We start from the raw sequence: 23,016 nt of genomic DNA on the forward strand, positions 1-23,016 counted from the left end.
AAAGCGGCGCGCTCGGCGGCGGGCAGAGCCTGAAGTCCCAGGGCATCATCCACGGCGGCGCCAAGTACGCGCTGCATGGCGCGCTGACCGGCGCCTCCGAAGCCATCGCCGACATGCCGCGGCGCTGGCGTGAGGCGCTGTCCGGCAGCGGCGAACTGGACCTCGCCGGCGTGCGCGTGCTGTCCGAGGCGCATTACCTGTGGTCGCCCGGCACCCTGGCGGGCAACCTCACCAGCTTCTTCGCCAGCAAGGCGGTGCGTGGCCGCGTCGACCAGGTAAAGGGCGAGCAACTACCGCCGGCGCTGCAGCATCCCAGGTTCAAGGGCAAGGTCTACCGCCTCGCCGAACTGGTCCTCGACGTGCCGAGCCTGATCGCGCGACTGGCTGAGCTCGCCGGCGACAGCCTGCTGGCCGGCCAGCAGGTCGCTCCCCTCGAAGAGAACGGCCAACTGGTGGGCCTGAGGGTCGACGAGCGGGAAATCCGCGCGCAGCGCGTGGTGTTCATCGCCGGCGCCGGCAACCAGGACCTGCTCGCCCGCCTGAACCTCGCCCAGCCGGCGATGCAGCGCCGCCCGCTGCACATGGTGCTGGTCAAGGCGCCCACGCTGAAACCGCTCTACGCGCATTGCCTGGGCGGCGGCAGCAAGCCGCGCGTGACCGTCACCAGCCATCCGGCCGCCGACGGCCAGTGGGTCTGGTACCTGGGCGGCGACCTCGCCGAGGCCGACGGCGTGGCGCGCGACGAAGCCGCGCAGATCGGCGCGGCGCAGAAGGAGCTGCACGACCTGTTGCCCTGGATCGACCTGTCGCAGGCGCAATGGGCAACCCTGCGGGTGGAGCGCGCCGAGCCGCAACAATCCGGGCTGACGCGCCCCGACAACGCCTTCCTCGCCGAACAGGGCAAGCTTCTCGTCGGCTGGCCAACCAAGCTGGCGCTGGCGCCGGACTTCGCCGATCGCGTGTTCGTCGCCCTCGAGCGCGACGGTATCAAGCCCGGCGAGAAATCCGCCGCCGAAACCCTGCCGCGCCCGCCGCTCGGCCAGCCGGTGTGGGAGGAACTGTTCGAATGAGCGTCGCGACCCTGCACGGCCTGCATCGCCCCCTCGGCAGCACCGGCCTGACGGTGTCGCCGCTCGGCCTGGGCACGGTGAAGCTGGGCCGCGACCAGGGCGTCAAATACCCCAGCGGCTTCCGCATCCCGGACGACGCCGAAGCACGACAACTGCTCGCGCTGGCCCGCCACCTGGGCATCAACCTCATCGATACGGCGCCGGCCTACGGGCGCAGCGAGGAACGCCTCGGCCCGCTGCTGCGCGGCCAGCGCAACGACTGGGTGATCGTCAGCAAGGTCGGCGAGGAATTCGACGGCGGCCAGTCGCACTTCGACTTCACCCCGGCGCACGCGCGTCGCTCGCTCGAACGCAGCCTGCAGCGCCTGGAGACCGACTTCATCGACCTGCTGCTGATCCACTCGGACGGCAACGACATCGCGATCCTGCGCGACAGTGGACTCTACGAGGCGCTGGCCGACTTCAAGCGCGAGGGCAAGATCCGCGCCTTCGGACTGTCCGGCAAAACCGTCGAGGGCGGCCTGCTGGCGCTTGAGCAGGGCGACTGCGCGATGGTCACCTACAATCTCGCCGAGCAGGGCGAGCGCCCGGTGCTCGACCGCGCCGCCGAGTTGGGCAAGGCGATCCTGGTGAAGAAGGCGCTGGCCAGCGGCCATGCCTGCCTCGGCGCGGGCGTCGACCCGGTGCGCGCCAGCTTCGAGCTGCTGTTTTCGCACCCCGGCGTCACCGGCGCCATCGTAGGAACCATCGATCCGCTGCACCTGTCGCATAACGTGGCGACCGCCGCAACGGTGATAGCCGGATAACAACAAGCCGCCCCAGCGGCGCCGACCTGCCAAGGAGTCAAGATGCCGCGCACCCTCGCCCGCAAGGACCCGAGCTCCTTCAAGACCCTGCCGCTGCTGGTCGAAGCCACCCCCGACGGGCTCAGCTACCGTAGCCTGGGGATGCCGCTCAACTTCACCCAGATGCTCGAACGCCGGCGGCCGCTGCAGATCGACGACGGCCAGCGGTTCTCGGCCGAGCTGGCCAACCTCGGCGTCTCGGTGCGCCTGACGCTGAGCTGGCAAGGTCGCGAGTACTGGATTCTGGTGCGCCAGCGCCGCCACGACCGCGGCGACGTGGTGCTCAAGCTGATCTCCGGCTACGTGCCGGCCCACGAACTGAACCTGCCGCTGCTCACCGCGATCAACGAAGTCGCCGAAGAGTGCCTGCTGGAAACGCCCGACGGCTGGCTCGCCGGGCGGTTCGGCGATACCTGGCTGCCGACGCCCTACCAGAGCGTGCTGCGTTATCGCGAACTGGCGCATTTCCGCCTCAGCCCGCTATCGGGTGCCGCGCGCCCGGTGCAGTGCGGCAACCTGCGCCTGCTCGAGCGCCCGCGCGCCTACGTACACCTGCCCACCGCGTCGCTGCAACTGGTCTACGACATGCGCCTGGACCTGCCCAAGGAGACGCGCCTGCCGAGCCTGTTCCACGTCGACGAAGTGCTCGAAGAAGGCACGCTGGTCTCGCGCCTGGATCGCTCACGGGGCGATATCTACCTGGTGGCGCTGAACCAGCGCCGCCCGACCGGCGAGCTGCTGCGCCTCAAGCGCGGCGTGTTGCTGCCGGTGAGCACCCGCGGACTGTGGCTGGCCGAAAGCTTCGCGCCGCAGGAAGGCTGGCTGGTACGCGACGAGCGCACCCCATGGAAAGACTGGCTGGCCCGACAGAACGTCGCGGCGACGCCGCAGCCGGCGAAAGAGCAGGGTTGAGACGCCCGCCGCCTCGGCACATGTGAAAGCGCTAGAGCCAAAGCAGGAAGATCGATGAGGTCGAGCACTCCGGCGCCATTGACGGATGGCTCGCCGGGTTCGGCATCGGGCCGGATCGAAGACCCGCTCGGACGCCAGCCTCTAGCGGCTGCGGATTTTCTCGACGATGGCGGTGGTGGAGCTGTTCTCCACCAGGCCGAGCACCCGCACCTCGCCGCCATAGGCCTTGACGATGGAGGCGCCGACCACGCCCTCGATGCCGTAGTCGCCGCCCTTGACCAGCACGTCCGGCTTGAGCTGTTCGAGCAGGTTTTCCGGAGTGTCTTCGGCAAAGCTGACCACCCAGTCCACCGCGCCCAGGCCGGCCAGCACGGCCATCCGCCGATCCACCGAGTTGATCGGACGGCCAGGCCCTTTCAGACGACTGACCGAGGCGTCGTCGTTGACCGCGACGACCAACCGATCGCCCTGCGCGCGGGCCTGTTCCAGGTAGGTCACGTGCCCCGCATGGAGGATGTCGAAGCAGCCGTTGGTGAAAACGATCTTCTCGCCGTGGGCGCGCGCGTCCTCCATCGCCAACTGCAACTGTTCGAGACCCAGGACGCCGCGCTCCGAACCCTCTTCGCGCTGAACCGCCCGGCGCAACTCGGGGGCGCTGATCGCCGCCGTGCCCAGTTTGCCGACCACGATGCCCGCCGCCAGATTGGCCAACGCCACCGCCTGGGGAAGCGCCTCGCCCGCCGCCAGCGCGGCGGCCAGGGTGGAAATCACCGTGTCGCCCGCGCCGGTGACGTCGAACACCTCCCGCGCACGCGCCGGCAGGTGCAGCGGCGGCTGATCCGGGCGCAGAAGCGTCATGCCATGCTCGCCGCGAGTAACCAGCAAGGCGCCGAGTTCGAGATCACTCATCAACTGCGCGCCCTTGGCAACCAGATCGGCCTCGTCCGGGCAGGCGCCGACGATCGCCTCGAACTCCACCAGGTTCGGCGTGATCAGCGTGGCGCCGCGGTATATCTCGAAATTCTTGCCTTTCGGATCCGCCAGCACCGGTATCCCGCGCGCGCGCGCCGCCTGGATCAGCACCTGGTGGTTCTTCAACGCGCCCTTGCCGTAGTCGGAAAGCACCAGCACACGCACCCCGGCCAGCAGGCGCTCGACCTCCAGCGCCATCGCCGCCGCATCGGTCTCGAACGGTTCCTCGAAGTCCATCCGCAGCAACTGCTGATGACGGCTGAGCACGCGCAGCTTGACGATGGTCGGCTGGTGCGCGATGCGCTGGAAATGCGCCGAGACCTTGGCCGCTGCCAGGCTGTCGCCCAGACTCTGCGCGGCCTCATCCTCGCCGGTCACACCGACGAGAAACGCCGGCGCGCCGAGCGCTGCGATGTTCAGCGCGACGTTGGCCGCGCCACCCGGACGATCCTCGATCTGGTCGACGCGCACGACGGGGACAGGCGCCTCCGGAGAAATCCGCGACGTGCCGCCATGCCAATAGCGGTCGAGCATGACATCACCGACCACCAATACCGGGGCCTGATCGAAACGGGGCATGGACAGCTTCATGGGTAACTCCGGACAGCGAAATCGGCGCGGATAATAACATGGCGGGCCGAGGTGGCATCCCGCACAGCCGCCTGGCGCGGCGCCGCAGGGGTCTCGGGTTTCAGCAAGGGGAACGTATCGGCGGCGCTACTTCCTTCAGAAGAAAACGCCGCGATTTTTCAGAGTTTCTCTTTCACGCCTGGGGCTCGGCTAACGGCGCCGTTATCTGGTGATGCTGCACCGCTCCCGACAACGCAAAAGCCCAGGCGACCGGCAACCAGAACCATAGCCACAGAAGATTGGGCGTGGATACGAAGGAGCTGAAATCGAACAGCATCCCCAGCGCACCGCCGACCAACACCGCAAGCCAGAACAGCGCCAGTGGCTCTTTCCGTTGTGCCCAGAGTCGGTTCCCGGCAAAAAGCAGCACTGAAACGAAGCCGCTCAGGCCAACCAACCCGTAGTTGAACAGCACTTCCATGTAGATGCTGTGGGCGTGCGCGATCAGGACGGGCTTCCCGCCACCCAACGGGCGATGGCCCAGCATTCGGCTAAGGCTGGTGTCGGCGCCATGGCCGAATAGCCAGTGGTCCGGCATCAGGTCCAGCACCATCGCCCATATCTCGTCGCGATTGGTCAGCTGTCGGTTGAACAGTTCGTAGGCGAGGCGCTCATGGAAAACCACCACTACGACGATACCGACCGCCAAGCCCGCGAGTAGCAGACGCCCTCTCTGCCGAGGCTCGACGCCGAAAAGCATCACGATGCCGCAGCCCGCGAGGGTGGCCAGCCATCCCGTCCGTCCATAGGTCAGGTAGATGTAGGCGGCGACGGCCAGCGCACAGCACAGGAGCAACATCTGCAGCCAACGGCCTCTCGCCTGCAGTAGAAGCCAGCAGGCCGTCACGCAGGAAAAACCGAGTTCGAGGGCCGCCAGAATGCTGTTTTCGAATTCTGCGAAGCCCTGAACGCCAGAGCCTTCGATACTTCCCCTGCGATACTCGAAATTGAGCATGCCCGCCGCGTGCAGGTTGAAAATGCTGAAGAGTGCCACCCCAGCCGACACCACCACCATCAGCATCAACAGGCCCCTCATCGCTCCGGGCGCCTTGCTTACAACGCACCTCACCGCAACCAGCAATGCAATGAGCAATGCCACCCTGCGGGCCGTCTTGCCATCGCCCAGACAAATGCTGTTGGCCGCCAAGTACGCCATGAAGCCCAGCAGAACAAATGCAAAGGCATTGCCCTGCAAAAAGGGGCGGATGCTTTTCCATTCCGCCAGCGCCAATAGCAGGGCAGCGAACAGCGAGGCGCGGATGAAGGCGGCCCAGGAGGTGGTCTCTCCATACCAGTAGAAACGGCCGACCAGCAATGCGAAAAAGGACAGCAGGATGAGCAACAACCGGCACCGTTGGGCCACATCGAAGACCCGGGACGTCAACGCGATAGGCATCAGTCGAACCCGCAGACGGCAGCGCCGATCAATGCACCGATGCCAAGAATTGCTAGCGCCACCATCACTCGCGCCACCCTGCGCAGCAACTTTCTCTTCTTCTTGAGAGCGTCCTGCGGGTTCCAGACGTGGTTTTCTCCGCCGATATGCAGGACGGCGTCCGATTCCAGTATGACCGCGAAAAACTGCTGCTCCGCATAGGCCCTGGACAGGCCCGACTCACCCGCTGCCGAGGACTCGAAACGGGCGAAGGGAGCCTGGGGGCGATAGTCCTGCAGACGACGCAAGCCGGGATTGAAGGTGAACCCCTGCCACGAAGGATTGCTCGACAGCAGCCGTGAACACGCCTCCCCGTCGATGACGTAGCGCTCGCCCAGCGAATGAAAGGGGTAACTGATGCGGACGTCATGGGCAAAGCTTCGCAACCAGACGACGAGCACGGAAGGCATCTGCTCGAGAATCGCCCTGGACGCCTCGACGAAACCAGGGCGATAGAACTCCCAATCGTCCTCACAATGGAAAATGAAGGGTGTTTTCACCGCCCCATAGGCCAGATCGATGGATGCAAGCTGACCAATCTTCGGTCGATTGACGAAAATTTTCGTGTGCTCCTTCCAATGAGCAGGTAATGCGTCAGCCACCGCATCACTTCCCGAGTCTTCCGTGATGATTACCTGGTTGATCGGCGCGGTATTGAACGCATCGAAGGTTTCCAGCGTCCTGGCGAGAAGATCGAAACGTCCGCAGCTGGTTACTACCAGGGTGATGTCGCTGTCACCGCTAAATTTCATGAGGCAAAAGTCCGATTAAGGCGCGGCAACATGATTATCGAACCCGAACCTGATACGGCAGAAACACGCAGAAAACCATCAGTGTGAGGACTGCTCATCCCGAGCGAGCTCTTCGAACTTGTCATGCAACTTGGCGTAGTAGCCATTGGCATCCAGCAACTGCTGGTGCGAGCCGCGCTCCACGATGCGGCCCGCGTCCATCACCAGAATGGTGTCGGCCTTCTCGATGGTAGACAGCCGATGCGCGATAACCAAGGTGGTGCGCCCCTTCATCACTTCATCCAGAGCGGCCTGGATATGCCGCTCGGACTCCGTATCCAGCGCGGAGGTCGCCTCGTCGAGAATCAGTACCGGGGCATCCTTGAGCAAGGCACGGGCGATGGCGAGGCGCTGACGCTGGCCACCGGACAACAGCACGCCGTTCTCACCGACCAGGGTATCGAAGCCCTGTGGAAGCTGATCGATGAACTCCTTGGCGTACGCATCTTCCGCTGCACGTACGACGGCCTCCCGTGGCGCCGTGGACAGATCGCCGTAGGCGATATTGTTCGCAACGGTGTCGTTGAACAGCGTGACGTTCTGAGTAACCAGCGCGATATGCTTGCGCAGGTTGCGCAAGCGATACGCTTCGACCGGCACATCGTCGAGCAGGATCGCGCCGGGCTCACCCTGGTAGAAGCGCGGAATCAGGTTGGCGAGCGTGGACTTACCGCTCCCGGAGCGGCCCACCAGAGCAACCATCTGCCCCGGCTCGACGCGAAAGCTGATGTCGTCGAGGATCAGTTTTTCCGTCCCCGGATACGTGAAGCTGAGATTGCGAACTTCCAGCGCGCCGCTGACGCGCTCTTTCTCTACCGTCCCCTCGTCCTTCTCTGGCGCCTCGTCGAGTTGATCGAAGATGCTCTCCGCACCTGCAAGGCCCTTCTGGATGGTCGAGCTGACCTCCGAAAGCTGGCGAATCGGCTTGGGAAGCAGGCCTGCCGCGGTGATGTAGGCCACCAGGTCACCAACCGTAGAGTCTCCGCGAAGGAACAACACCAGGAACATGAGCAAGGCCATTGCGCTGTAGGTGACGAACTGGAGGCTTGGGGTGTAGATCGCCGAGGTCCGCGTCATCCGCAGCTGCTTGCGCATGTTGTCTTCGCTGGCCGCCAGGAATCGCTCGCTTTCATAGCGTTCGCCGCCAAAGCTGCGGACCACCCGGTAGCCCTGAATGGTTTCGGACGTGACATGCGTCACCTCGCCCATTGCCCCCTGGATTTTTCGACTCTGGCTACGAAACTTGCGGCTGGACGTGCGCACCATCAGCGCAATGACCGGAAGGATGGCGACCATGACCAGTGTCAGTTTCCAGTTCATCCACACCAGATAGCCGAACAGGAAAACAACGGTAAGACCTTCCCTGACCATCACTTTCAGCGCGTCTGTCGCCGCACCAGTAACCATGCTGACGTTATAGGTAATCCGCGAGATAAGGTGCCCGGATGCATGGTTGTCGAAATATCGATTGGGCAACGTAAGCAGGTTATTGAACAGCGCTACACGCAGATCCTGGACAAGTCCAAGAGCAACTCGAGCAAGATAATACCCCCCCAAAAAAGAACCTATGCCTTGCCATACCGTAATGAGCAACAATGCAAGCGGAACCGCATAAAGCAACTGCATCTCGCCAAGAATAGGCAACTGCGTAATGTTTTTTTCAGGATGGGCAATTCCATCCACGAAGTACTTCAACAGTCCGGCCATCATCGGTTGAGTGGACGCAAAAATAATGTAACCCAACATACTTACAGCAAACATCACCCAATAACGACGCACATAACTCAGCAGGCGCATATACAGCCTGAAACTGGACATTGTATTAGATTTGCTTGTTGAGTCGGTCATTGGCCACTGCTGACGGAAAGGAAAAAGAGACTATACCATCGAAGGACACGGGCCTAAACACTCGTTAGAATCCGCGGACATGATCTCGTCGGAACACACCATGCTGCCCATGAGCGCCATCGCCTATCAAACCCTCACGTCAGGCGCTGAGGTACTCGAAGCTGACGGCCACGGGCCCAAGGTGATGAGGCTGGCTACCGGAGATTTCCTCAAGCTTTTCAGACGTAAACACCTGATTTCTTCGGAGGCTTTCAGGCCTTACGCCCAGCGCTTCGCTGACAATGCCTACGCCCTCAGCGCGCTTGGCGTGCCCGTTCCGGAGATCGTCGGGGTGTACCGCCTGTCCAGCCCCAAACGCACAGCCGTTCGTTACAAGGGACTTCCCGGCATAACGCTAAGGCAGGCGATGAACAGTGTTGCCCCGCCCCAAAGGCGGGATCTTGCCAACCGCTTCGGTCAATTACTGGCGCAACTCCATGAAGCCGGGGTCTACTTCCGATCACTGCATCTGGGCAACGTATTGTTGTTGCCAGACCTACGGCTAGGGCTCATCGATTTCGCGGACATGCGCCTCGAGCGAAAACGGCTTTCGCTCTGGAAGCGAAGAAGAAACCTCAAACACATGCAGCGTTATGAGGAGGATCGCCGATGGCTATTCGAAGAGAACATCGACGACCTGAAGAGAGGATATAAGGAAATATCTGATCAGGAAGAGTTCTTTAACGAGTGACGTCTTAGGCGGACCGCCTATCCGTCAATCGTGAGACACAATTCACCCATACGTACTTACGGAATCGTTTGAACGTCTTTCGATTCCAGTCCCGCAGCGGCAACATCCTGAATAAGGCTGCAGCAAACGCCAAATCTTCCTTGACTGCCCGCTTCAATGCGCTATTGACCAACGCCTGATACGCCAGCCGATACCCCGACTCCTGTCGATACGCATCAATCAACCTTAAACAGATATAAAAATTTTCCTGGTATTTAGAAGATTTATTCTCCGAGTGCCTTCTATAGTAAGAAAGCATATCTTCTAAAATCGCAACATCGTACCCCGCATGCGCTATTTTCAACTCCATTTGCAAATCCTGAATATCCAGGGATAAATCGAAACCACCTACCTCGAGCATTGCCTTACGACGATACATCGACGTGGGTCCACCTACCCAAAGATCTTCAACACTAAATAGCTCGTGGAAACCATAAATACCAAAGCGTTTTACAGGAGCACCCGCAATCTCTCGACCCTCACCATCAATATAAACGAAGTTCCCTCCGCAACAGCCGACATCAGGATGCCTCTCTAAAAAATCAACTTGTTTGCTGATCCGATAAGAAGGCATCACATCGTCAGCATCGAATATCACCACGTACTCGCCACTGGCAACCTTACAACCCGCTTCAGAGGCCAAGGTAACGCCTCCATTGGGTTGGTCTATCACCAGAAACCCGTGGCTCGCTTGAAGATTCCGCATGACCTCAAGACTATCGTCCTGGGAACCGTCGTTGACCACAATCAACTCGATGCGAGGATAATCCTGAGCAAGCACCGATGCTATTGAGGAACTTAAATAGCGCCCATGGTTGTAACAGGGGATGATGACGGACACCAAAGGCAGATCGCTCACGTCATGCCCGCCTAGCATCCAACCCGCTTCCTCAAACGCGCCCACTCTCGCTTGAGCTTCCCGGAGAAGCTGTGTTTGAGGAAGTATTTTTTGGCATATTGCTCGTGGCTTTCCTGGTTGCAACGAAGAACAAAGGGGCGATAGTCGAACAACTCGCCATCAGCCACCAGGGAATTCGCCAAAGCAACGAAGGACTGCACCACAGCCGTATTTCGAGACTCAAACAAATGCAGGTATTGCCCTTCGAAGATGGTGAACAGGCCGTAAGTCGACGTATCACCCAGCAACCACAGAGGTACGGCAGAGCACGTCGGATAGGCCAGTTCTACCGGGACACCTCGTTGGCGGGCAACGGCGGACAATCTTCCAGCAACGTCATACTGTTCACTGGCTTTTAGAGGGGGAGTATCCAGTAAGCGCCAGGTTCGCCCAGTAAGAGCGAGGAACATCGGAGCCGCATAGATGAATCGATGATCGATATGATTCGCCGATTGAGCGCACCCGAATATCGCCCCATCTTGCGCCACCCTTATGGCACGCCCTACCGCGTCAGCTGACAAGGGAATGCAGTCAATATCAACGATAATGACTACCTCATCATCGGCCGCCGAGTCTAGTATCTTCTCCATCCAGGCGCCGTGATCGACCCCATGCAGATTTTGCTGTTCTACTGTGTGGCCAAAAAAGTTGAAGACACGAGCCTGGGCCGAAACCAGATCAGGCCTGACATTATTCCAGTACAGCGAAACGATACGAACCTTATCGCAAGGCATACAACTTCTCTTTAAAAATATACACGAAATAAATCAATTACCCGTCCCACGTCTGCAGTCCCTGGAACTGGGCTTGAACAGGAGATGACGCAGCCTCTTGAACAACTGGCCATCCCAATGAGCCAACGGGACCTGGAAAAGCAATCTCCACGCGTAAGCCTTGTCATCCGTTACTGCGATGCGCAATGCCTTCGTTATCAACTTTGACTTTGAAGAAGAATAAGCGGGACACTCCTTATAGTCCTCAATCACTTGCAGACCATATAGATACTCAGACTTGTATTGCCTGGACAAGCTATCGGGGTGCTTCCTGTACAGCGTAACGATTTCCGGCAAGATATCGACGAAGTAACCCTCATGGGCGATCTTCAGGGTCATCTGAAAGTCCTGGACCCTGATCGCCGGGTCGTACCCGCCCACCGCGATCATCGCGTCGCGGCGATAGACGGCGATGTTGCCGCCGACCACCAGGGCCTCAGCGAGCGCCTGATCAAAGTCGTAGCGCCGGACTTCGCGCTTCTTGTCTTTCTTGGGTAGAAGCGCTCCTTGCTCGTCAATGCGGATCGCCACGCCTCCCAGGCAACCCACTTCTGGATGTTCGCTCAGATAGGCCGCCTGCACCGCCAACCGCCCCTGGGGCATGATGTCGTCGGCATCGAAGGTCGCGACGAATTCACCCTCCGCGAGCGCCAAAGCCGTGTTGAGCGCGGCGCTCACGCCCTGGTTTTCCTGTTTCACGAACAGGACACGGCGTGCCCGCGAACCTGGCTTCGAGGCCTCGATGGTGCGCTCGATGACGCTGGCACTGTCATCAGTGGAGCCATCATCGACGACGATCAGCTCGAAGTTGCGATAGTCCTGCTCCAGAACACTGGTTAGCGCCTCGCCAACGAAGTTGGCGTAGTTGTAGCAAGGGACCAGTACCGAGACCAACGGCACCACGGGTTCGCTCATCGGTATGCCTCCAGCCGTTCCATGCGCGACATCAGTTCCTTGAATCGAGCCTGCGCCGCCCTGTCGGAAAAGCAGCTGTCCAGCCGCTCGGCCGTAGCCTGGCGCCTGTCGGCGGCCTGGGGTGCATCGGAACGTGCCAAGCTCAGCAAGTGCTTCGCCAGTACGCCGGCATCGCGGAGCGGGAACAGCATACCCACTCCTTTGACTACCTCGCGCCCTCCTCCGCAGTCACTGCAGATGATCAGCACACCCGCGGCCATGGCTTCCAGCAGCACCATGCCGAAAGGCTCGTGGTCGGAGCTCAGCGCGAAGACGTCGAAGGCCTTGAAGTAGCGACGTGCATCGGGCACCTGGCCAAGGAACGCGACCTTCGGTGCGATGCCCAGCTCGTGGGCAAGAGCCTTGAGTTCGCCCTCCAGGCGACCGGTGCCGATGATCGTCAGCAGGCTGTTGGGCGGCAGCTCCGGCAGCGCGGCGGCGAAGCCACGCAGCAGCGTCGCCTGGTCCTTGTCCGGATGGAGGCGGCCGACGTTGCCGACGATCCAGGCTCCATCCGGCAGCCCCAGCTCGGCGCGGGCTGCGGCGCGGTCGACCTGGAGAGCCTGCACGGCGGCCACGTCGATACGGTTGTAGAGCGTCTGGATGCGCTCGGCGGGCCAGTCGGTCAGACAGCGGCGCATGTCGTCGCGCACGGCGTCGGAGACGCCGAGCAGCGTCAGGCGACGGCGAAAGAGGCCGACGAACGCGCGACGCATCGGCCGCGTGTAGATGCCGAACGCGTGGTGCACGCCGATCACCGGCAACCGGGTGGCCAGGCAGGCGATGTAGATCGGTTTGAAACGGTGGGCGATGCACAGATGCACGTTGCGCAGGCGGGCGATCTGGCGAATCTCGCGGATGGCGCGCAGCTTCAGGCCGCGGATGTCCCGGGAGCTGTAATCGAGGAACAGCACCTCCTCGGACGCGCAACCGGCCGCCACCGCAGGATCGGGCGCGCCGGTCAGGAACACCGTGGTCACCTTGTAGGGCGTCCCGGCGAACAGCACCGCGTACTGACGGGCGCAATCGAGGAAGGGCCCGTCATAGCCATGGCAGATCTGCAGAACGCGCGGCTCAGCCGATGGGGTCATGCCAGTCCATCCCGTCTTTGGCAACCAGGATGTCTTCCATGATCAGGTACGGCAGATCGGACCCGTAGAACATGTTCAACGCATCGGTCGGCGAGCACACCATCGGCTCACCGCGGCGGTTCAGCGACGTGTTCAGCGAGACACCGTTGCCGGTGAGCTCCTCCAGCGCCTTCATCATGTCGTAGTAGCGCGGGTTGTACTCGCGCTTGAGCACCTGGGCGCGGGAGGTGCCGTCCTCGTGGACGACCTCGCCAACGCGGCCCTTCCATTCGTCGTTGACCTCGAAGGTGAAGGTCATGAACGGCGACGGATGGTCGACCTTGAGCATCTGCGGGGCGACGGTATCGAGCATCGACGGGCAGAACGGGCGCCAGCGCTCGCGGAACTTGATCTGCGCGTTGATCCGGTCGGCGACGCCGGCCACGCTCGGGCAACCGATGATCGAGCGTCCGCCCAGCGCACGCGGGCCGAACTCCATGCGCCCCTGGAACCAGGCAACCGGGTTGCCGGCCACCATGATCTGGGCGATGCGTTGCGGCATGTCGTCGATGCGCTTCCATACCGGGCGGCTCGGGTGACGCGCGCAGGCAGCGATGATGTCCTCGTTGGAATAGGCCGGGCCGAGGTAGACGTGTTCCATCTTCTCCACCGGCACGCCGCGCTGGTGCGAGACGTAGGCCGCCGCGCCCACCGCGGTACCGGCGTCGCCGGAAGCCGGCTGGACGAACAGCTCCTTCACTTCCGGACGGGCGATGATCTTCTGATTCAGCTTGACGTTCAGCGCGCAACCGCCGGCGAAGGCGATCTTGCCGGTCTGCCTGATGATGTCGCCCAGGTAGTGATCCATCATCTGCAGCGCGAGCTTCTCGAACAGCGCCTGCATGCTCGCCGCATAGTGGATGTAAGGGTCGTCGGCGATGTCGCCTTCGCGCTTGGGTCCCAGCCACTCGATCAGCTTGGGCGAGAAGTAGAAACCCTTGCCCTTCTCCTTGTAGCGGCGGAAGCCGATGACGTTGGCGTAGTCGGTGTTGATGGTCAGCTCGCCGTTCTCGAAGCTGGCGAGCCGCGAAAAGTCGTACTTGGCCGCGTCGCCATAGGGCGCCATGCCCATCACCTTGAACTCGCCGTCGAGCATCTCGAAGCCCAGGTATTCGGTGATCGCGCCATACAGGCCGCCCAGCGAATCCGGGTCGAAGAACTCCTTGATCTTGTGGATCTTGCCGTTCTCGCCGTAGCCGAAGAAGGTGGTGGCGTACTCGCCCTTGCCGTCGATGCCCATGATCGCAGTCTTCTCGGTGAAACCCGAGCAATGGTAGGCGCTGGAGGCGTGCGCCAGGTGGTGCTCGACAGGCTCGATGCGGACCTTCTTCAGGTCGAAGCCGAGTTGCTGCAGGCACCATTGGATGCGCTTGTGATAGCGCTTGTAGCGGCGGTTACCGAGCAGGATGGCGTCCAGCGCGCGGTCCGGCGCGTACCAGTAGCGCTTCGCGTAGTGCCAGCGCGCCTTGCCGAAGATGCTGATGGGCGCGAACGGAATCGCCACCACGTCGACATCCGCCGGCTGGATTCCGGCCTGCTCCAGGCAGAACTTCGCCGACTCGTAGGGCATGCGGTTCTTCGCGTGCTTGTCGCGAACGAAGCGCTCCTCTTCCACTGCCGCGATCAACTTGCCGTCGATGTACAGCGCGGCGGAGGGATCATGACTGAGCGCGCCGGAAAGGCCGAGAATCGTGAGTGACACAGCGTTGCCTCTTGAGTTTGGGTGACCACGTCAAGTGGGTCGTGCCCGGCGCACGGCCGGCCGCGGCGACCTTCATCCGGAAGGGGGAAGCGGGGCGGCACCGAGCAGCAAAAAACGGCGATTATATCGCGGCGCCCGTCGAAATCGGTAATTCAGCCCGTCACTCAAGGTCGCGTCCGGCGCCTCGCCGCGTCAAGCGGCGAAAATGGCCCTTGAGCCGGGCAAATCGCTTGCGCCACTTCAGGCGCAGCACGGCCAGCCATATGGGACGGCGCAACTGCCGCTGCAAGGCGGCGATCAATGCACGCTCTTCCGGCCGATTCTGCCTAAGCAGCTCGATATTCTCCTCCAGGTAGATGCGCAAGCCGTCGCGCGGAAGAAGAGTGCGCGCAACGTCCCGGGTCTCCAGCGGCAGCGGGAAGCTGGTGAACTGTTCCAGGCGATTCAGCGCATGCAGGGAAACCATGGTCCGCAGGCATTTTTCACAGCGGCAGCAGTTGTACATCCCGTCGACCTTGCCCCAGCACACCCGCAGATACGCCTGCGCCAGCGGCTCGCTGGAGATGCGCCTGATCTTGTCGATCCGCTCGGCCTCGCAGGCATCGTGGACGATGGCGAGACGTTCATCGGAGAACAGCGGATCGGTATCCAGCCAGGAGCCCCAGGGCTTCTGGTGGCGCAGGCTGTGGGTCCCGGGAACGCGCACTTCGCCGATATCGCCGGCCAGCGCACGGGCGACGCTCATCAAGGCGAAGCCGTGCCCGTGAATGGGCCACGAGCCGAAGTCCTGGATCACCTTGCCAAGATTGCTTTCCACCTCGATGAAGCGCGTCCCGGTGCCCTCGGCCACGGCGGCGCCCATCGCGCTCACCGCCGCACGTCGCGGCAGGTCGTCCAGGCGCACGTCGAAGCCATGGATGTACAGGATGTCGGTGAGCTCTTCCTGCCCTTTGATCAGGGTGAAGAAGGAGTCGACGCCGCCGGAAAAGAAGGACGCCTTGCGCGGGCCTGCCTGCGGGGCCGGCTGATACATCGAATCGGCCTCGATCGGCACCGCGAAGTATTCGTCGAAGCTTGCCTCGAACAGCGCCATCACCTGCCTGACACCCGCCAGGTAGGTCGCCGACAGCGCCCCCTTGACCCGAATCGGCCGACGCAGCTTCATCGCCGCCAGCAACGCCAGCGGCAGCGCCGCATCGAGTCCGGGCTGCCGTTGCAGGCCATTGCTGCGGATGAAGACGTCGTAGTGCCGATCGCCGAGGTCGATGCGGTAGGTCACCGTCGATTTCTCCGACGACTCGCTCGACCAGTCCGAGGAAAGCTCTGAAACGATGATGCTCACGTTGCGGACTCCGCTTCGGCGACGCCCGGTTCGCCAGAGTGGACGCGACTGAACGCCCGGCCGAACTCGGCGGCGATCTCGAGCTTCAGCGACTCGATATCCAGCGGCGGCGGATTCCAGTCGATCCCGCGCGCCAGATGCAGGTTGCGCAACGCGGCCAGGGGCCCGGAATTGTGCACGTAATGGATACCCACCAGGTCCTCGATGATCTTCACCCGATAGTCGTCGCGCTGCGCCGCGTCGTAGAGAAACACGACGGGAATGCCCATGGCGATGCAGGGCATCGCGCAATGGATCTTCGAGGTGATGACCAGGCGCGCGCGCCGGCGGTACTGGTCCAGCAGTTCGCCGGCCAGCTCCAGGCGCAAACGCGTGCTGCCGATCGGCAGGCGCAGCTTGGCCTGGTCGACGACGATCGCACGTTTGCGAATCGAGGCCGGCACCGCCCGCCGAGCCGCCGGGCTGAGGCCGACCAGAAACACCTCGCCCTCGCCTTCGGGCGACCGCTCGCGCCGTGGCAGGGTCAGGGTCACGCAACGGCTGTAATACGCCTGCACGCCATGCCGTTCGAGCAGTGCCTGCGTGCCGCGATCCCTGCAGCCGATGGGCTGCCAGCGGCGCAGGTAATCGATGCCTTCGGGGGAGCAGATCACCGCCTGCGCGGGGGGCGAGATATGGAACGCGAAGAACACCGGGCTCACCTGGGCGGAGGGCGGCCAGTTCCCGGTGTTCATGAAGAAGCCATTCATCGGCACGGTGCAGGGCTCCGCGACCTGGTTCAGGGCCTCACGCGACACATAGCCATCGACGCGCGGCACCAGGCGGCTGACGGCCAGTGTCTGGATATCATCACCCAGGTTGACGAATCGCTCGAATATCGCGCCGGTGTATTCCAGCAAACAGATCGGCCTCACGTGGCATTCCTTATTTTCTTGATAACCCGCCGCCATTTGCCGCGTATTTTCCTGCCGCGCAGGATCAGCCTGTTGCGCCACTGCGGTCGCTCCAGCACCTGTTGCCAGGCTTGCGCCAGAGGGCTATCGCCAAGCCCGCGAGCCGACAGCAGGCGGACATTCTCCCGGGCGAACTTGATCAGGGAATCGTCGTACATCACCAGGGCGCGGACGCGCTCCAGGGCCACCTGCGGTGGAAAGGTCGCGCTGTCTTTGAGAACGCCCAAGGCCTCCAGGGACGTCATGGTGCGCAGGCATTTCTCGCAGCGCCCGCAGTTGTAGCTGCCCTCGACCCGCTCCCAGCAAACCCGCAGGTGAGCCAGCGCCAAAGGAGCCGCGGCCAGCGCCTCGACCTTGTCGATCCGCCCGGCCTCGCACCCGTCGTGGATGACCTCCAGACGCTCGTCGGAGAACAGCGGATCGGTCTGCGGATGGGATGCCCAGGGCATCAGGTCGGCTTCGGCGAACGAGGACGGAATGTAGATCCGGTCCAGGTAGTCGGCCAGATGGCGCGCGGCGCTGCCCAGCCCGTAGCCGTGGCCATGCAGCCCCCAGCGCCCGAAGTCCTTGAACAGGCGGATGGCGTTGGTCTCCAGTTCGATGAAGCGCACACCGGTCGCCTGCTCTATCGCGCGGCCCATTTCGCTGATCGCTTGGCGCCGCGGCAGGTCGTCCAGCGCGACGTCGTAGCCGTGCACGAAGATCAGGTCGGTGATTTCCTCGCGGTGCTTGAGGAAGGTGTAGAACGAGTCGACGCCGCCGGTGAAGAAACTGCCGACACGCCCGGTGGCCGCTTTCGGGCGGGAAACCAGGGCTTGCGCGGTGATCGACACCGGCCGATAGCGCGCAAACCAACCGGCGAACGTCTGCATGAGCTGGCGCTGGTTGGCGAGGAACTGCGGCGAGAGAGTGCCCGGCAAGCGAAGGTCGGTATCGGTGGCCATCGCCCCAAGCGCGGCCATGGCCAGCAGCGCTTCGCCATCGCCGGACAGCGGAATGTCCGCAGCGGAGAAATAGACCGGGTAGCGCCGCTCGCCGAGCTGCAGCTGGTAGTCGATCCGGCTGCCGCTCGAAGTGCCCGGCGCCAGCGAAGCGACCTGCCGGGTGTCGGTCATGTGCACATCCTGCACGCTCAAAGTCGCGTCCCTCGCCAGCCAAGTACCAGCCGTAGCCATTTCGAAAGATAGTCCCAGCGGCACGCTATCCAGGGGTCGAGCCGCCAGGCCCGACGATAGCAAGCCAACGCCTCGCTGCGCAGCCCGGCGAGGTAGCAACCGCGAAACAGGGACAGCTGGCGCTGTGCTCGGTAGGCGCGCAGGCGGTGCTGGAACTCGCCCGGCAGACGCTCGAAGACCGCCGCCGCGACCCGGTCGCCGTGGGCGGCATCCAGCTCCAGCTGATTGCGCAGGGAATCCGCGTGCTTGTAGATCCAGACGAGCGGAACATCCAGCACCGAAATCACCGGGGACGAGAGCATGAAGGCGAAAACCGCCAGGTCTTCGCCCTGCTTCAGATCCTCGGGATAGGGACAGCAGGTCGCCCGCGCGCGGCGGAACACGGCGCTGCCATGCCCCATGCCGAAGCGTTTCTTCAGCAGGAAATCGTCGAGCCGGGAAAAAACCGCGTCGGCGATCCGTCCGGGAGGGTGGTAGCGGCTACTGCCGTCCTCCGCGCAATCCAGATGCCCGCCGAGCAACAGATCGATACCGGGGCAGGTGCGCAGCCTATGCAGGATCGCCGCTATCGCCCCCGAAGCCATGACATCGTCGGCATCGAGAAACAACACCCAACGCCCGGAGGATATCGCCAGCCCGGCATTGCGGGCCGCGGAAGGGCCGCGGTTGTCCTGGCACAGATACGCGGCACGCTGCGCCCCGCAATGCCGTCCGCGCAGCAGATCGAGCGTGGTGTCTTGCGAACCGTCGTCGACGACGATCAGCTCGCACTCGCCGGTGAGCTGCATCAGCACCGAATCCAGGCAGCGCGACAGCACCGAGGCGTAGTTGTAGGCGGGAATGATCACGCTCAATAGCAGATCGGCCGGTGCATCCCGTTTCCAGCGAGCATCGGCCACCTGCATCAGTCATGCCCCACGGCGGACGGCGGCGCTTCGGCGCTGGGCAGGTTTTCCTCCAGCCAACGCGCCAGGGGGCTATCCGCCGGCCAGTTGCGAATGAAGCGGGCGCGGTCCGCCGCCTGGGCGCGCTGCCATCCGGCGCCCGGTGGATGCGCGCGCAGCGCGTCGAGGTCGATGAGCAGCAGACGCCCGGCGTCCCACAGCAGGTTGGTCGCCTTGAGGTCGCCGTGGCTGATGCGCTCGCGCGCCAGGTCGGCGAAGAGGCGCTGAATCGCGCCGGCCTCTTCCGGGGACGGCGGACGATCGCCCTCGCGCCCGAACAGCGCGAACAGGTCGCCCGCCTCGCAGAAGGCGTTGATCAGCCAGCCCCCGCGACGCAGCCCGAGAAAGCGTCGCTCGATGCAGGCCAGCGGTCGTGGCGTGGCGATGCCGAGGAATTCCAGCCGATTGCCCTCGATCCAGCTGTGCCAGGCCCGGCTCGGGCGCAGGCAGCGTCGGAGCCAGTGGCCGAGGCCCTTGACGTTGTAGCGCTTCACCAGCAGTTGGCGTGTCGCCACCTCGACCTTCGCGACCGTCGCGCTGCCTCCGTCCTTCAGCAACTGCCCGGCGCGGATGAACGTGTCGGGGTCGGCCAGCAGCGGCGCCAGGGCGTCCTGCTCGTCACGGCGCACGGCGCACAGGCCGCGCGGCTCGGTACGCACGCTGAACAGGCTGCAGTCGCGCCCCGCCTTCTGCAGGTAATCGCGCAGCCGCCAGCGACGGACCCGGGCGACATCCTTCAGCAGCGCTTCCAGCGGCAGGGCGTGCTCGCCATTGGCCAGCAGGTAGTGCACCAGCAGCTCTTCGAAAAAGGGTTCCAGGCGCGCCGGCAATTGGGCGAAGAACACCCCGAGGTTTTCCAGCGCCCGTGCTCGGGACAGCGGCTGGCCAGGGGTTTCCGCCTGCACGCCGCCGCCATCGATCAGGAACAGGCGACCATCGTGCCGCAGCAGATTGTCCAGGTGCAGATCGCTCTGCCACAGGCCCTGGGCATGCAGGCGGCCGATGGCGGCGAGGGCCTCGCCGAGCACGGCCTGCTGGGCGTCCGACAGCGGCGCTTGGTGCTCCACCGCGCGCCAGGCGTCCCAAAGGCTCTGCGCGCCGTCGAGGAACTCGAACAGCAGCCAGCCGCCCTGCCCGGCCTCGAAGCCTTCGGCGAGCAGCGCCGGGGTATCCAGGCCGGAGGCGGCCAACAGCGCCGCGCCGTCGCGCTCACGGGAGAAATGACGCTCGGCCTTGGCGCCGACCAGCAGCTTGGCGAGCACCGTCCGCCCCTGCCACCGCGCCAGCCCGACATAGCGCTGCCCCGGCAGCACGCGCAGCCAGGTGCTGACGCTCAGGCTGTCCGCACCCAGCTCGACGCTCAGCGGCAGGGCCGGCGCGCGGCCGGCATGCTGCAACTCGGCCAGCTTCACGTGCGTGCCTCCTTGCGGCGCTGACGCGCGGCGAGCAGCGGCAACCAGTGCTCCACCTCGGCGCTCGTCGCCGGCCGGTCCAGGTAGGCGGCGAGAAATCCGCGCACCTCGGTCTCCTGCCAGACGCGCGCGCGGCGCAGCAGCGGTTCCAGATCACGCACCCGGTCGGCCTCGCCCCGGCGCAGCGGGCGGGTCTTCTCCAGGTCGATCAGGCAGGCGTCGAAGCCGTCGGCTTCGCGCAGGAAGATGTGCTTGGGGTAGAAACAGCCGTGACTCTGCCCAGCCGCGTGCAGCCGGCGCGCCAGCCGCCCCACCGCCGTCAGCAGCGCCTGGCGTTGCTCCGCAGGCCGCTGCTCCCAGCCCTCCAGCCAGTGCTGCAGGTCCCGGCGGTCGTCCAGCGCCCGGGTCAGGAGGATCGCGTGGCGTTCGCCGCGCACCTTTCGCTGGCCGAAGAAGGCCGCCTGCAACGCCGGAATGCCCAGCTCACGGTAGCGCCGGATGTTGCGGAACTCGCGGGCGAAGCTCGGCTCGCCGAAGGGATGGCGCAGGCTGCGCATCAGGTAGTCGGACTGGCGCTTGAGGTAGTAACCGCGGCCCTCCAGATCCAGGCGGAAGACCTGGCTCCAGCCCTTCCCCGCCCGGTTCGGCGCGTCCACGGCGTCCAGTTGCAAGGCCCAGAGCGCGTCGAAGCTCGCCAGCGCGTGGCGCTCGAGCAGGTCGCGGTCATCGCCACACAGGTAATCGCTCACTCGCGGCCCTCGAAATAGGTCAGCACCTGGCGGATACGCTGTTTGTCGCTCGCCCCGAGCCGCGTCACGCCGGCGTACCGCAGGTAGAAATGTAGCCGCTGCGTACGCGACAGGGTGTACTTCGCCACCTTGTCCAGGCAGGCGAGGTCCTTGACGATGCGCCGGCGCAGCAGCGCGCCGCGCCAGAAGGTGCCGCCGGGGCAGTCGATGAAGAACAGCTCGCCGCGGTCGTCGACCAGCAGGTTTCGCCACTTCAGGTCGTTATGGGCGAACGAATGGTCGTGCAGGATGCGTGTCGCCGCGGCCAGTTGCCGACTGACGCCATCGACCCAGCGGCGATCGCGCAGGCGGGGATCGTGGTTGTTCGCGAGCCACGCCAGGTCGTGGGTGTTGGGCAACTCCCGGGTGATCAGCGCACCGCGCAGGAAGGCCCCGCCGCTACGCTCCAGCCCCCAGCCGACCACCGTCGCCGTCGGGATGCCCCAGCGGGCGAAATGCTTGAGGTTCTGCCACTCGGCCTTGACCCGCGGACGGCCCAGATAGCGCCGCACGCCCTTGCCGGCGCCCCAGTAGCGCTTGACGTAATAGCGCACGCCGTCGACTTCGACACGGATCACCTCGGACAGCGGGTCGCGGGTCAGGCGCTCGCCCTCGAGCGCGAACACCGCTTCCAGGTTGCCGAAGTGCGCCGACAGACCGGCATGCGACGAATCGAGCTTCCAGCCCGCCATCAGCGCGCCTGACCGAGGTCGCGGGCGATCCGCCAGACCGGTACGAACGGCCGCCAGACGTAGCTGCCGAGCCATTTAAAGCGCCACAGCGGATACAGCACGGTGTTCTTGTGGTTGAAGCCGGGGCGCCAGACGAAGTTCTTGCGCCGGCGGGTGATGGTAAAGGTGGGAATGTCCATCATCGAGGCCAGGTGGCCGCCGCCGGAATCGTTGCTGATGACCACGGCGGCGCCGGCGACGTAATCCATCAGCGCCTTGACGTCGGGGAAGGCATGCAGCGGGAAATCGCCGATGGCCGCGCCGATCCGCTCGCGTTCGTCCGGCATGCAGACGAACTCGACGTCCCAGCCGCGTGCCTTGATGGCATGCGCCAGCAGGCGGAAACCGAGCAGCCAGTAATTCTTGCTCTCCTTGGGCGTGGTCGGGAAAACCACCACGCGGCGGCTCGGCGCCGGCTCTTTCGGCCGCCCCATGACCCGCTCACCCGGCCCCAGGGAGATCCCGTACACCTGGTTGGCGTAGGAGTCGACCCAGTCGACCATGGTCTGCCCGGCGCGCGAATCGAGGCAGAACGGAATGCTCGCGCCCGGCAGGCGCTCGCCGCGCACGATTACCTCGCGCCCGTGCAGGCCGGACTCCCGGGAAATCTTCTTGGCGGTGACGAAGGCCACGTTGGTCAGCGCCGCGTAGGCCTGAGCACCCGCGCCCGGCTCGTAGCACTTCTCGAAGCAGGCGATCAGCAGGTCGAAGCGGGGCGACAGCACCTCCAGCGACTCGCTGTCATCGCGCTGCACGTCGAGCCAGTCGAAGTACTCGCGCGCCGGGTAGAGGGTCTTGCTGAAGAAGCTGACCTGCGCGCCGGCGCGATGGAACAGCCAGGCCAGACGCAGGTAGAGGGTGGCGTCACCCAGTGCCGGAAACGAGACGATGCCGACACGCAGTCCGTTGAAATTCATGTTGCCCCTTGGCGTGTGCAGGCGC

The 23,016-nt window shown here is 63.9% G+C and carries 21 protein-coding genes; 4 read left to right on the forward strand and 17 right to left on the reverse strand.

The genetic code is table 11. From position 1 onward, the window contains the following. The 3 genes from B3E91_RS18020 to B3E91_RS18030 all read left to right on the forward strand — a co-directional run. The coding region (locus B3E91_RS18020) for an FAD-dependent oxidoreductase (RefSeq protein ID WP_287030809.1) at nucleotides 1-1,070 on the forward strand (1,070 nt) is incomplete at its 5' end. Beyond that, a complete protein-coding gene (locus B3E91_RS18025; protein ID WP_287030810.1) occupies nucleotides 1,067-1,876 on the forward strand; it encodes an aldo/keto reductase in 810 nt (269 codons plus the stop codon). The genes B3E91_RS18020 and B3E91_RS18025, both read left to right, overlap by 4 nt. 42 nt (nucleotides 1,877-1,918) lie before the next feature. Then, nucleotides 1,919-2,827, forward strand: a complete 909-nt coding sequence (locus tag B3E91_RS18030) for a metal ABC transporter ATPase (protein WP_287030811.1) — start codon at nucleotides 1,919-1,921, stop codon at nucleotides 2,825-2,827. A gap of 141 nt (nucleotides 2,828-2,968) precedes the next feature. Here B3E91_RS18030 and hldE read toward each other — a convergent pair whose 3' ends face one another. The 4 genes from hldE to msbA all read right to left on the reverse strand — a co-directional run bounded on the left by hldE (nucleotide 2,969) and on the right by msbA (nucleotide 8,503). After that, nucleotides 2,969-4,390 carry a bifunctional D-glycero-beta-D-manno-heptose-7-phosphate kinase/D-glycero-beta-D-manno-heptose 1-phosphate adenylyltransferase HldE gene (gene hldE, locus B3E91_RS18035; RefSeq protein WP_282340526.1) on the reverse strand — a complete coding sequence of 474 codons (1,422 nt, stop codon included), beginning with the start codon at nucleotides 4,388-4,390 and terminating at the stop codon, nucleotides 2,969-2,971. A gap of 172 nt (nucleotides 4,391-4,562) precedes the next feature. Beyond that, nucleotides 4,563-5,771: an O-antigen ligase family protein gene (locus B3E91_RS18040; RefSeq protein ID WP_287030812.1), complete on the reverse strand. Its 1,209-nt coding sequence runs from the start codon at nucleotides 5,769-5,771 to the stop codon at nucleotides 4,563-4,565. A 53-nt stretch (nucleotides 5,772-5,824) separates the two neighbouring features. Further along, nucleotides 5,825-6,616, reverse strand: a complete 792-nt coding sequence (locus tag B3E91_RS18045; RefSeq protein ID WP_287030813.1) for a glycosyltransferase family 2 protein — start codon at nucleotides 6,614-6,616, stop codon at nucleotides 5,825-5,827. A 78-nt stretch (nucleotides 6,617-6,694) separates the two neighbouring features. Beyond that, nucleotides 6,695-8,503, reverse strand: coding sequence for a lipid A export permease/ATP-binding protein MsbA (gene msbA, locus B3E91_RS18050; RefSeq protein WP_414708297.1), 1,809 nt, complete (start codon nucleotides 8,501-8,503; stop codon nucleotides 6,695-6,697). A 100-nt stretch (nucleotides 8,504-8,603) separates the two neighbouring features. On the opposite strand from msbA, the gene B3E91_RS18055 reads away from it, so the two are divergent. After that, the gene (locus B3E91_RS18055; RefSeq protein WP_282340519.1) at nucleotides 8,604-9,233 is read left to right on the forward strand and encodes a phosphotransferase; all 630 of its coding nucleotides are present in this window, start codon (nucleotides 8,604-8,606) and stop codon (nucleotides 9,231-9,233) included. A 4-nt stretch (nucleotides 9,234-9,237) separates the two neighbouring features. Here B3E91_RS18055 and B3E91_RS18060 read toward each other — a convergent pair whose 3' ends face one another. The 13 genes from B3E91_RS18060 to B3E91_RS18120 form a co-directional block, all read right to left on the reverse strand. After that, entirely contained in the window at nucleotides 9,238-10,131 is an 894-nt protein-coding gene (locus tag B3E91_RS18060) for a glycosyltransferase (protein ID WP_287030814.1), read from the reverse strand. 11 nt (nucleotides 10,132-10,142) lie between these two features. Next, a complete protein-coding gene (locus B3E91_RS18065) occupies nucleotides 10,143-10,904 on the reverse strand; it encodes a hypothetical protein (protein ID WP_287030815.1) in 762 nt (253 codons plus the stop codon). A 33-nt stretch (nucleotides 10,905-10,937) separates the two neighbouring features. Next, nucleotides 10,938-11,858, reverse strand: a complete 921-nt coding sequence (locus B3E91_RS18070; RefSeq protein ID WP_287030816.1) for a glycosyltransferase family 2 protein — start codon at nucleotides 11,856-11,858, stop codon at nucleotides 10,938-10,940. Continuing rightward, nucleotides 11,855-12,988 carry a glycosyltransferase gene (locus B3E91_RS18075; RefSeq protein ID WP_287030817.1) on the reverse strand — a complete coding sequence of 378 codons (1,134 nt, stop codon included), beginning with the start codon at nucleotides 12,986-12,988 and terminating at the stop codon, nucleotides 11,855-11,857. Before B3E91_RS18075 ends, B3E91_RS18070 begins: the two co-directional genes overlap by 4 nt. Next, the gene (locus B3E91_RS18080) at nucleotides 12,972-14,729 is read right to left on the reverse strand and encodes a carbamoyltransferase family protein (protein WP_287030818.1); all 1,758 of its coding nucleotides are present in this window, start codon (nucleotides 14,727-14,729) and stop codon (nucleotides 12,972-12,974) included. Before B3E91_RS18080 ends, B3E91_RS18075 begins: the two co-directional genes overlap by 17 nt. Before the next feature lie 160 nt (nucleotides 14,730-14,889). Next, a complete protein-coding gene (locus B3E91_RS18085) occupies nucleotides 14,890-16,071 on the reverse strand; it encodes a hypothetical protein (RefSeq protein ID WP_287030819.1) in 1,182 nt (393 codons plus the stop codon). Then, the gene (locus B3E91_RS18090; RefSeq protein ID WP_287030820.1) at nucleotides 16,068-17,066 is read right to left on the reverse strand and encodes a polysaccharide pyruvyl transferase family protein; all 999 of its coding nucleotides are present in this window, start codon (nucleotides 17,064-17,066) and stop codon (nucleotides 16,068-16,070) included. Before B3E91_RS18090 ends, B3E91_RS18085 begins: the two co-directional genes overlap by 4 nt. Then, nucleotides 16,982-18,139, reverse strand: coding sequence for a hypothetical protein (locus tag B3E91_RS18095; RefSeq protein WP_287030821.1), 1,158 nt, complete (start codon nucleotides 18,137-18,139; stop codon nucleotides 16,982-16,984). Before B3E91_RS18095 ends, B3E91_RS18090 begins: the two co-directional genes overlap by 85 nt. Nucleotides 18,140-18,156: 17 nt before the next feature. Continuing rightward, nucleotides 18,157-19,104 carry a glycosyltransferase family 2 protein gene (locus tag B3E91_RS18100; RefSeq protein WP_287030822.1) on the reverse strand — a complete coding sequence of 316 codons (948 nt, stop codon included), beginning with the start codon at nucleotides 19,102-19,104 and terminating at the stop codon, nucleotides 18,157-18,159. Beyond that, nucleotides 19,104-20,555 carry a lipopolysaccharide kinase InaA family protein gene (locus B3E91_RS18105; RefSeq protein ID WP_287030823.1) on the reverse strand — a complete coding sequence of 484 codons (1,452 nt, stop codon included), beginning with the start codon at nucleotides 20,553-20,555 and terminating at the stop codon, nucleotides 19,104-19,106. The genes B3E91_RS18100 and B3E91_RS18105 overlap by 1 nt, the downstream gene beginning before the upstream one ends. Continuing rightward, on the reverse strand, nucleotides 20,552-21,304 hold the full coding sequence (locus B3E91_RS18110) for a lipopolysaccharide kinase InaA family protein (protein WP_287030824.1): 753 nt from the start codon (nucleotides 21,302-21,304) through the stop codon (nucleotides 20,552-20,554). The genes B3E91_RS18105 and B3E91_RS18110 overlap by 4 nt, the downstream gene beginning before the upstream one ends. Further along, a complete protein-coding gene (locus B3E91_RS18115; protein WP_287030825.1) occupies nucleotides 21,301-22,035 on the reverse strand; it encodes a lipopolysaccharide kinase InaA family protein in 735 nt (244 codons plus the stop codon). Before B3E91_RS18115 ends, B3E91_RS18110 begins: the two co-directional genes overlap by 4 nt. Then, nucleotides 22,035-22,991: a glycosyltransferase family 9 protein gene (locus tag B3E91_RS18120; RefSeq protein WP_273229868.1), complete on the reverse strand. Its 957-nt coding sequence runs from the start codon at nucleotides 22,989-22,991 to the stop codon at nucleotides 22,035-22,037. The genes B3E91_RS18115 and B3E91_RS18120 overlap by 1 nt, the downstream gene beginning before the upstream one ends. Nucleotides 22,992-23,016 lie beyond the last annotated feature (25 nt).

The organism is Pseudomonas sp. UBA6310, assembly GCF_002438225.1.
GTDB lineage: Bacteria > Pseudomonadota > Gammaproteobacteria > Pseudomonadales > Pseudomonadaceae > Pseudomonas_O > Pseudomonas_O kuykendallii.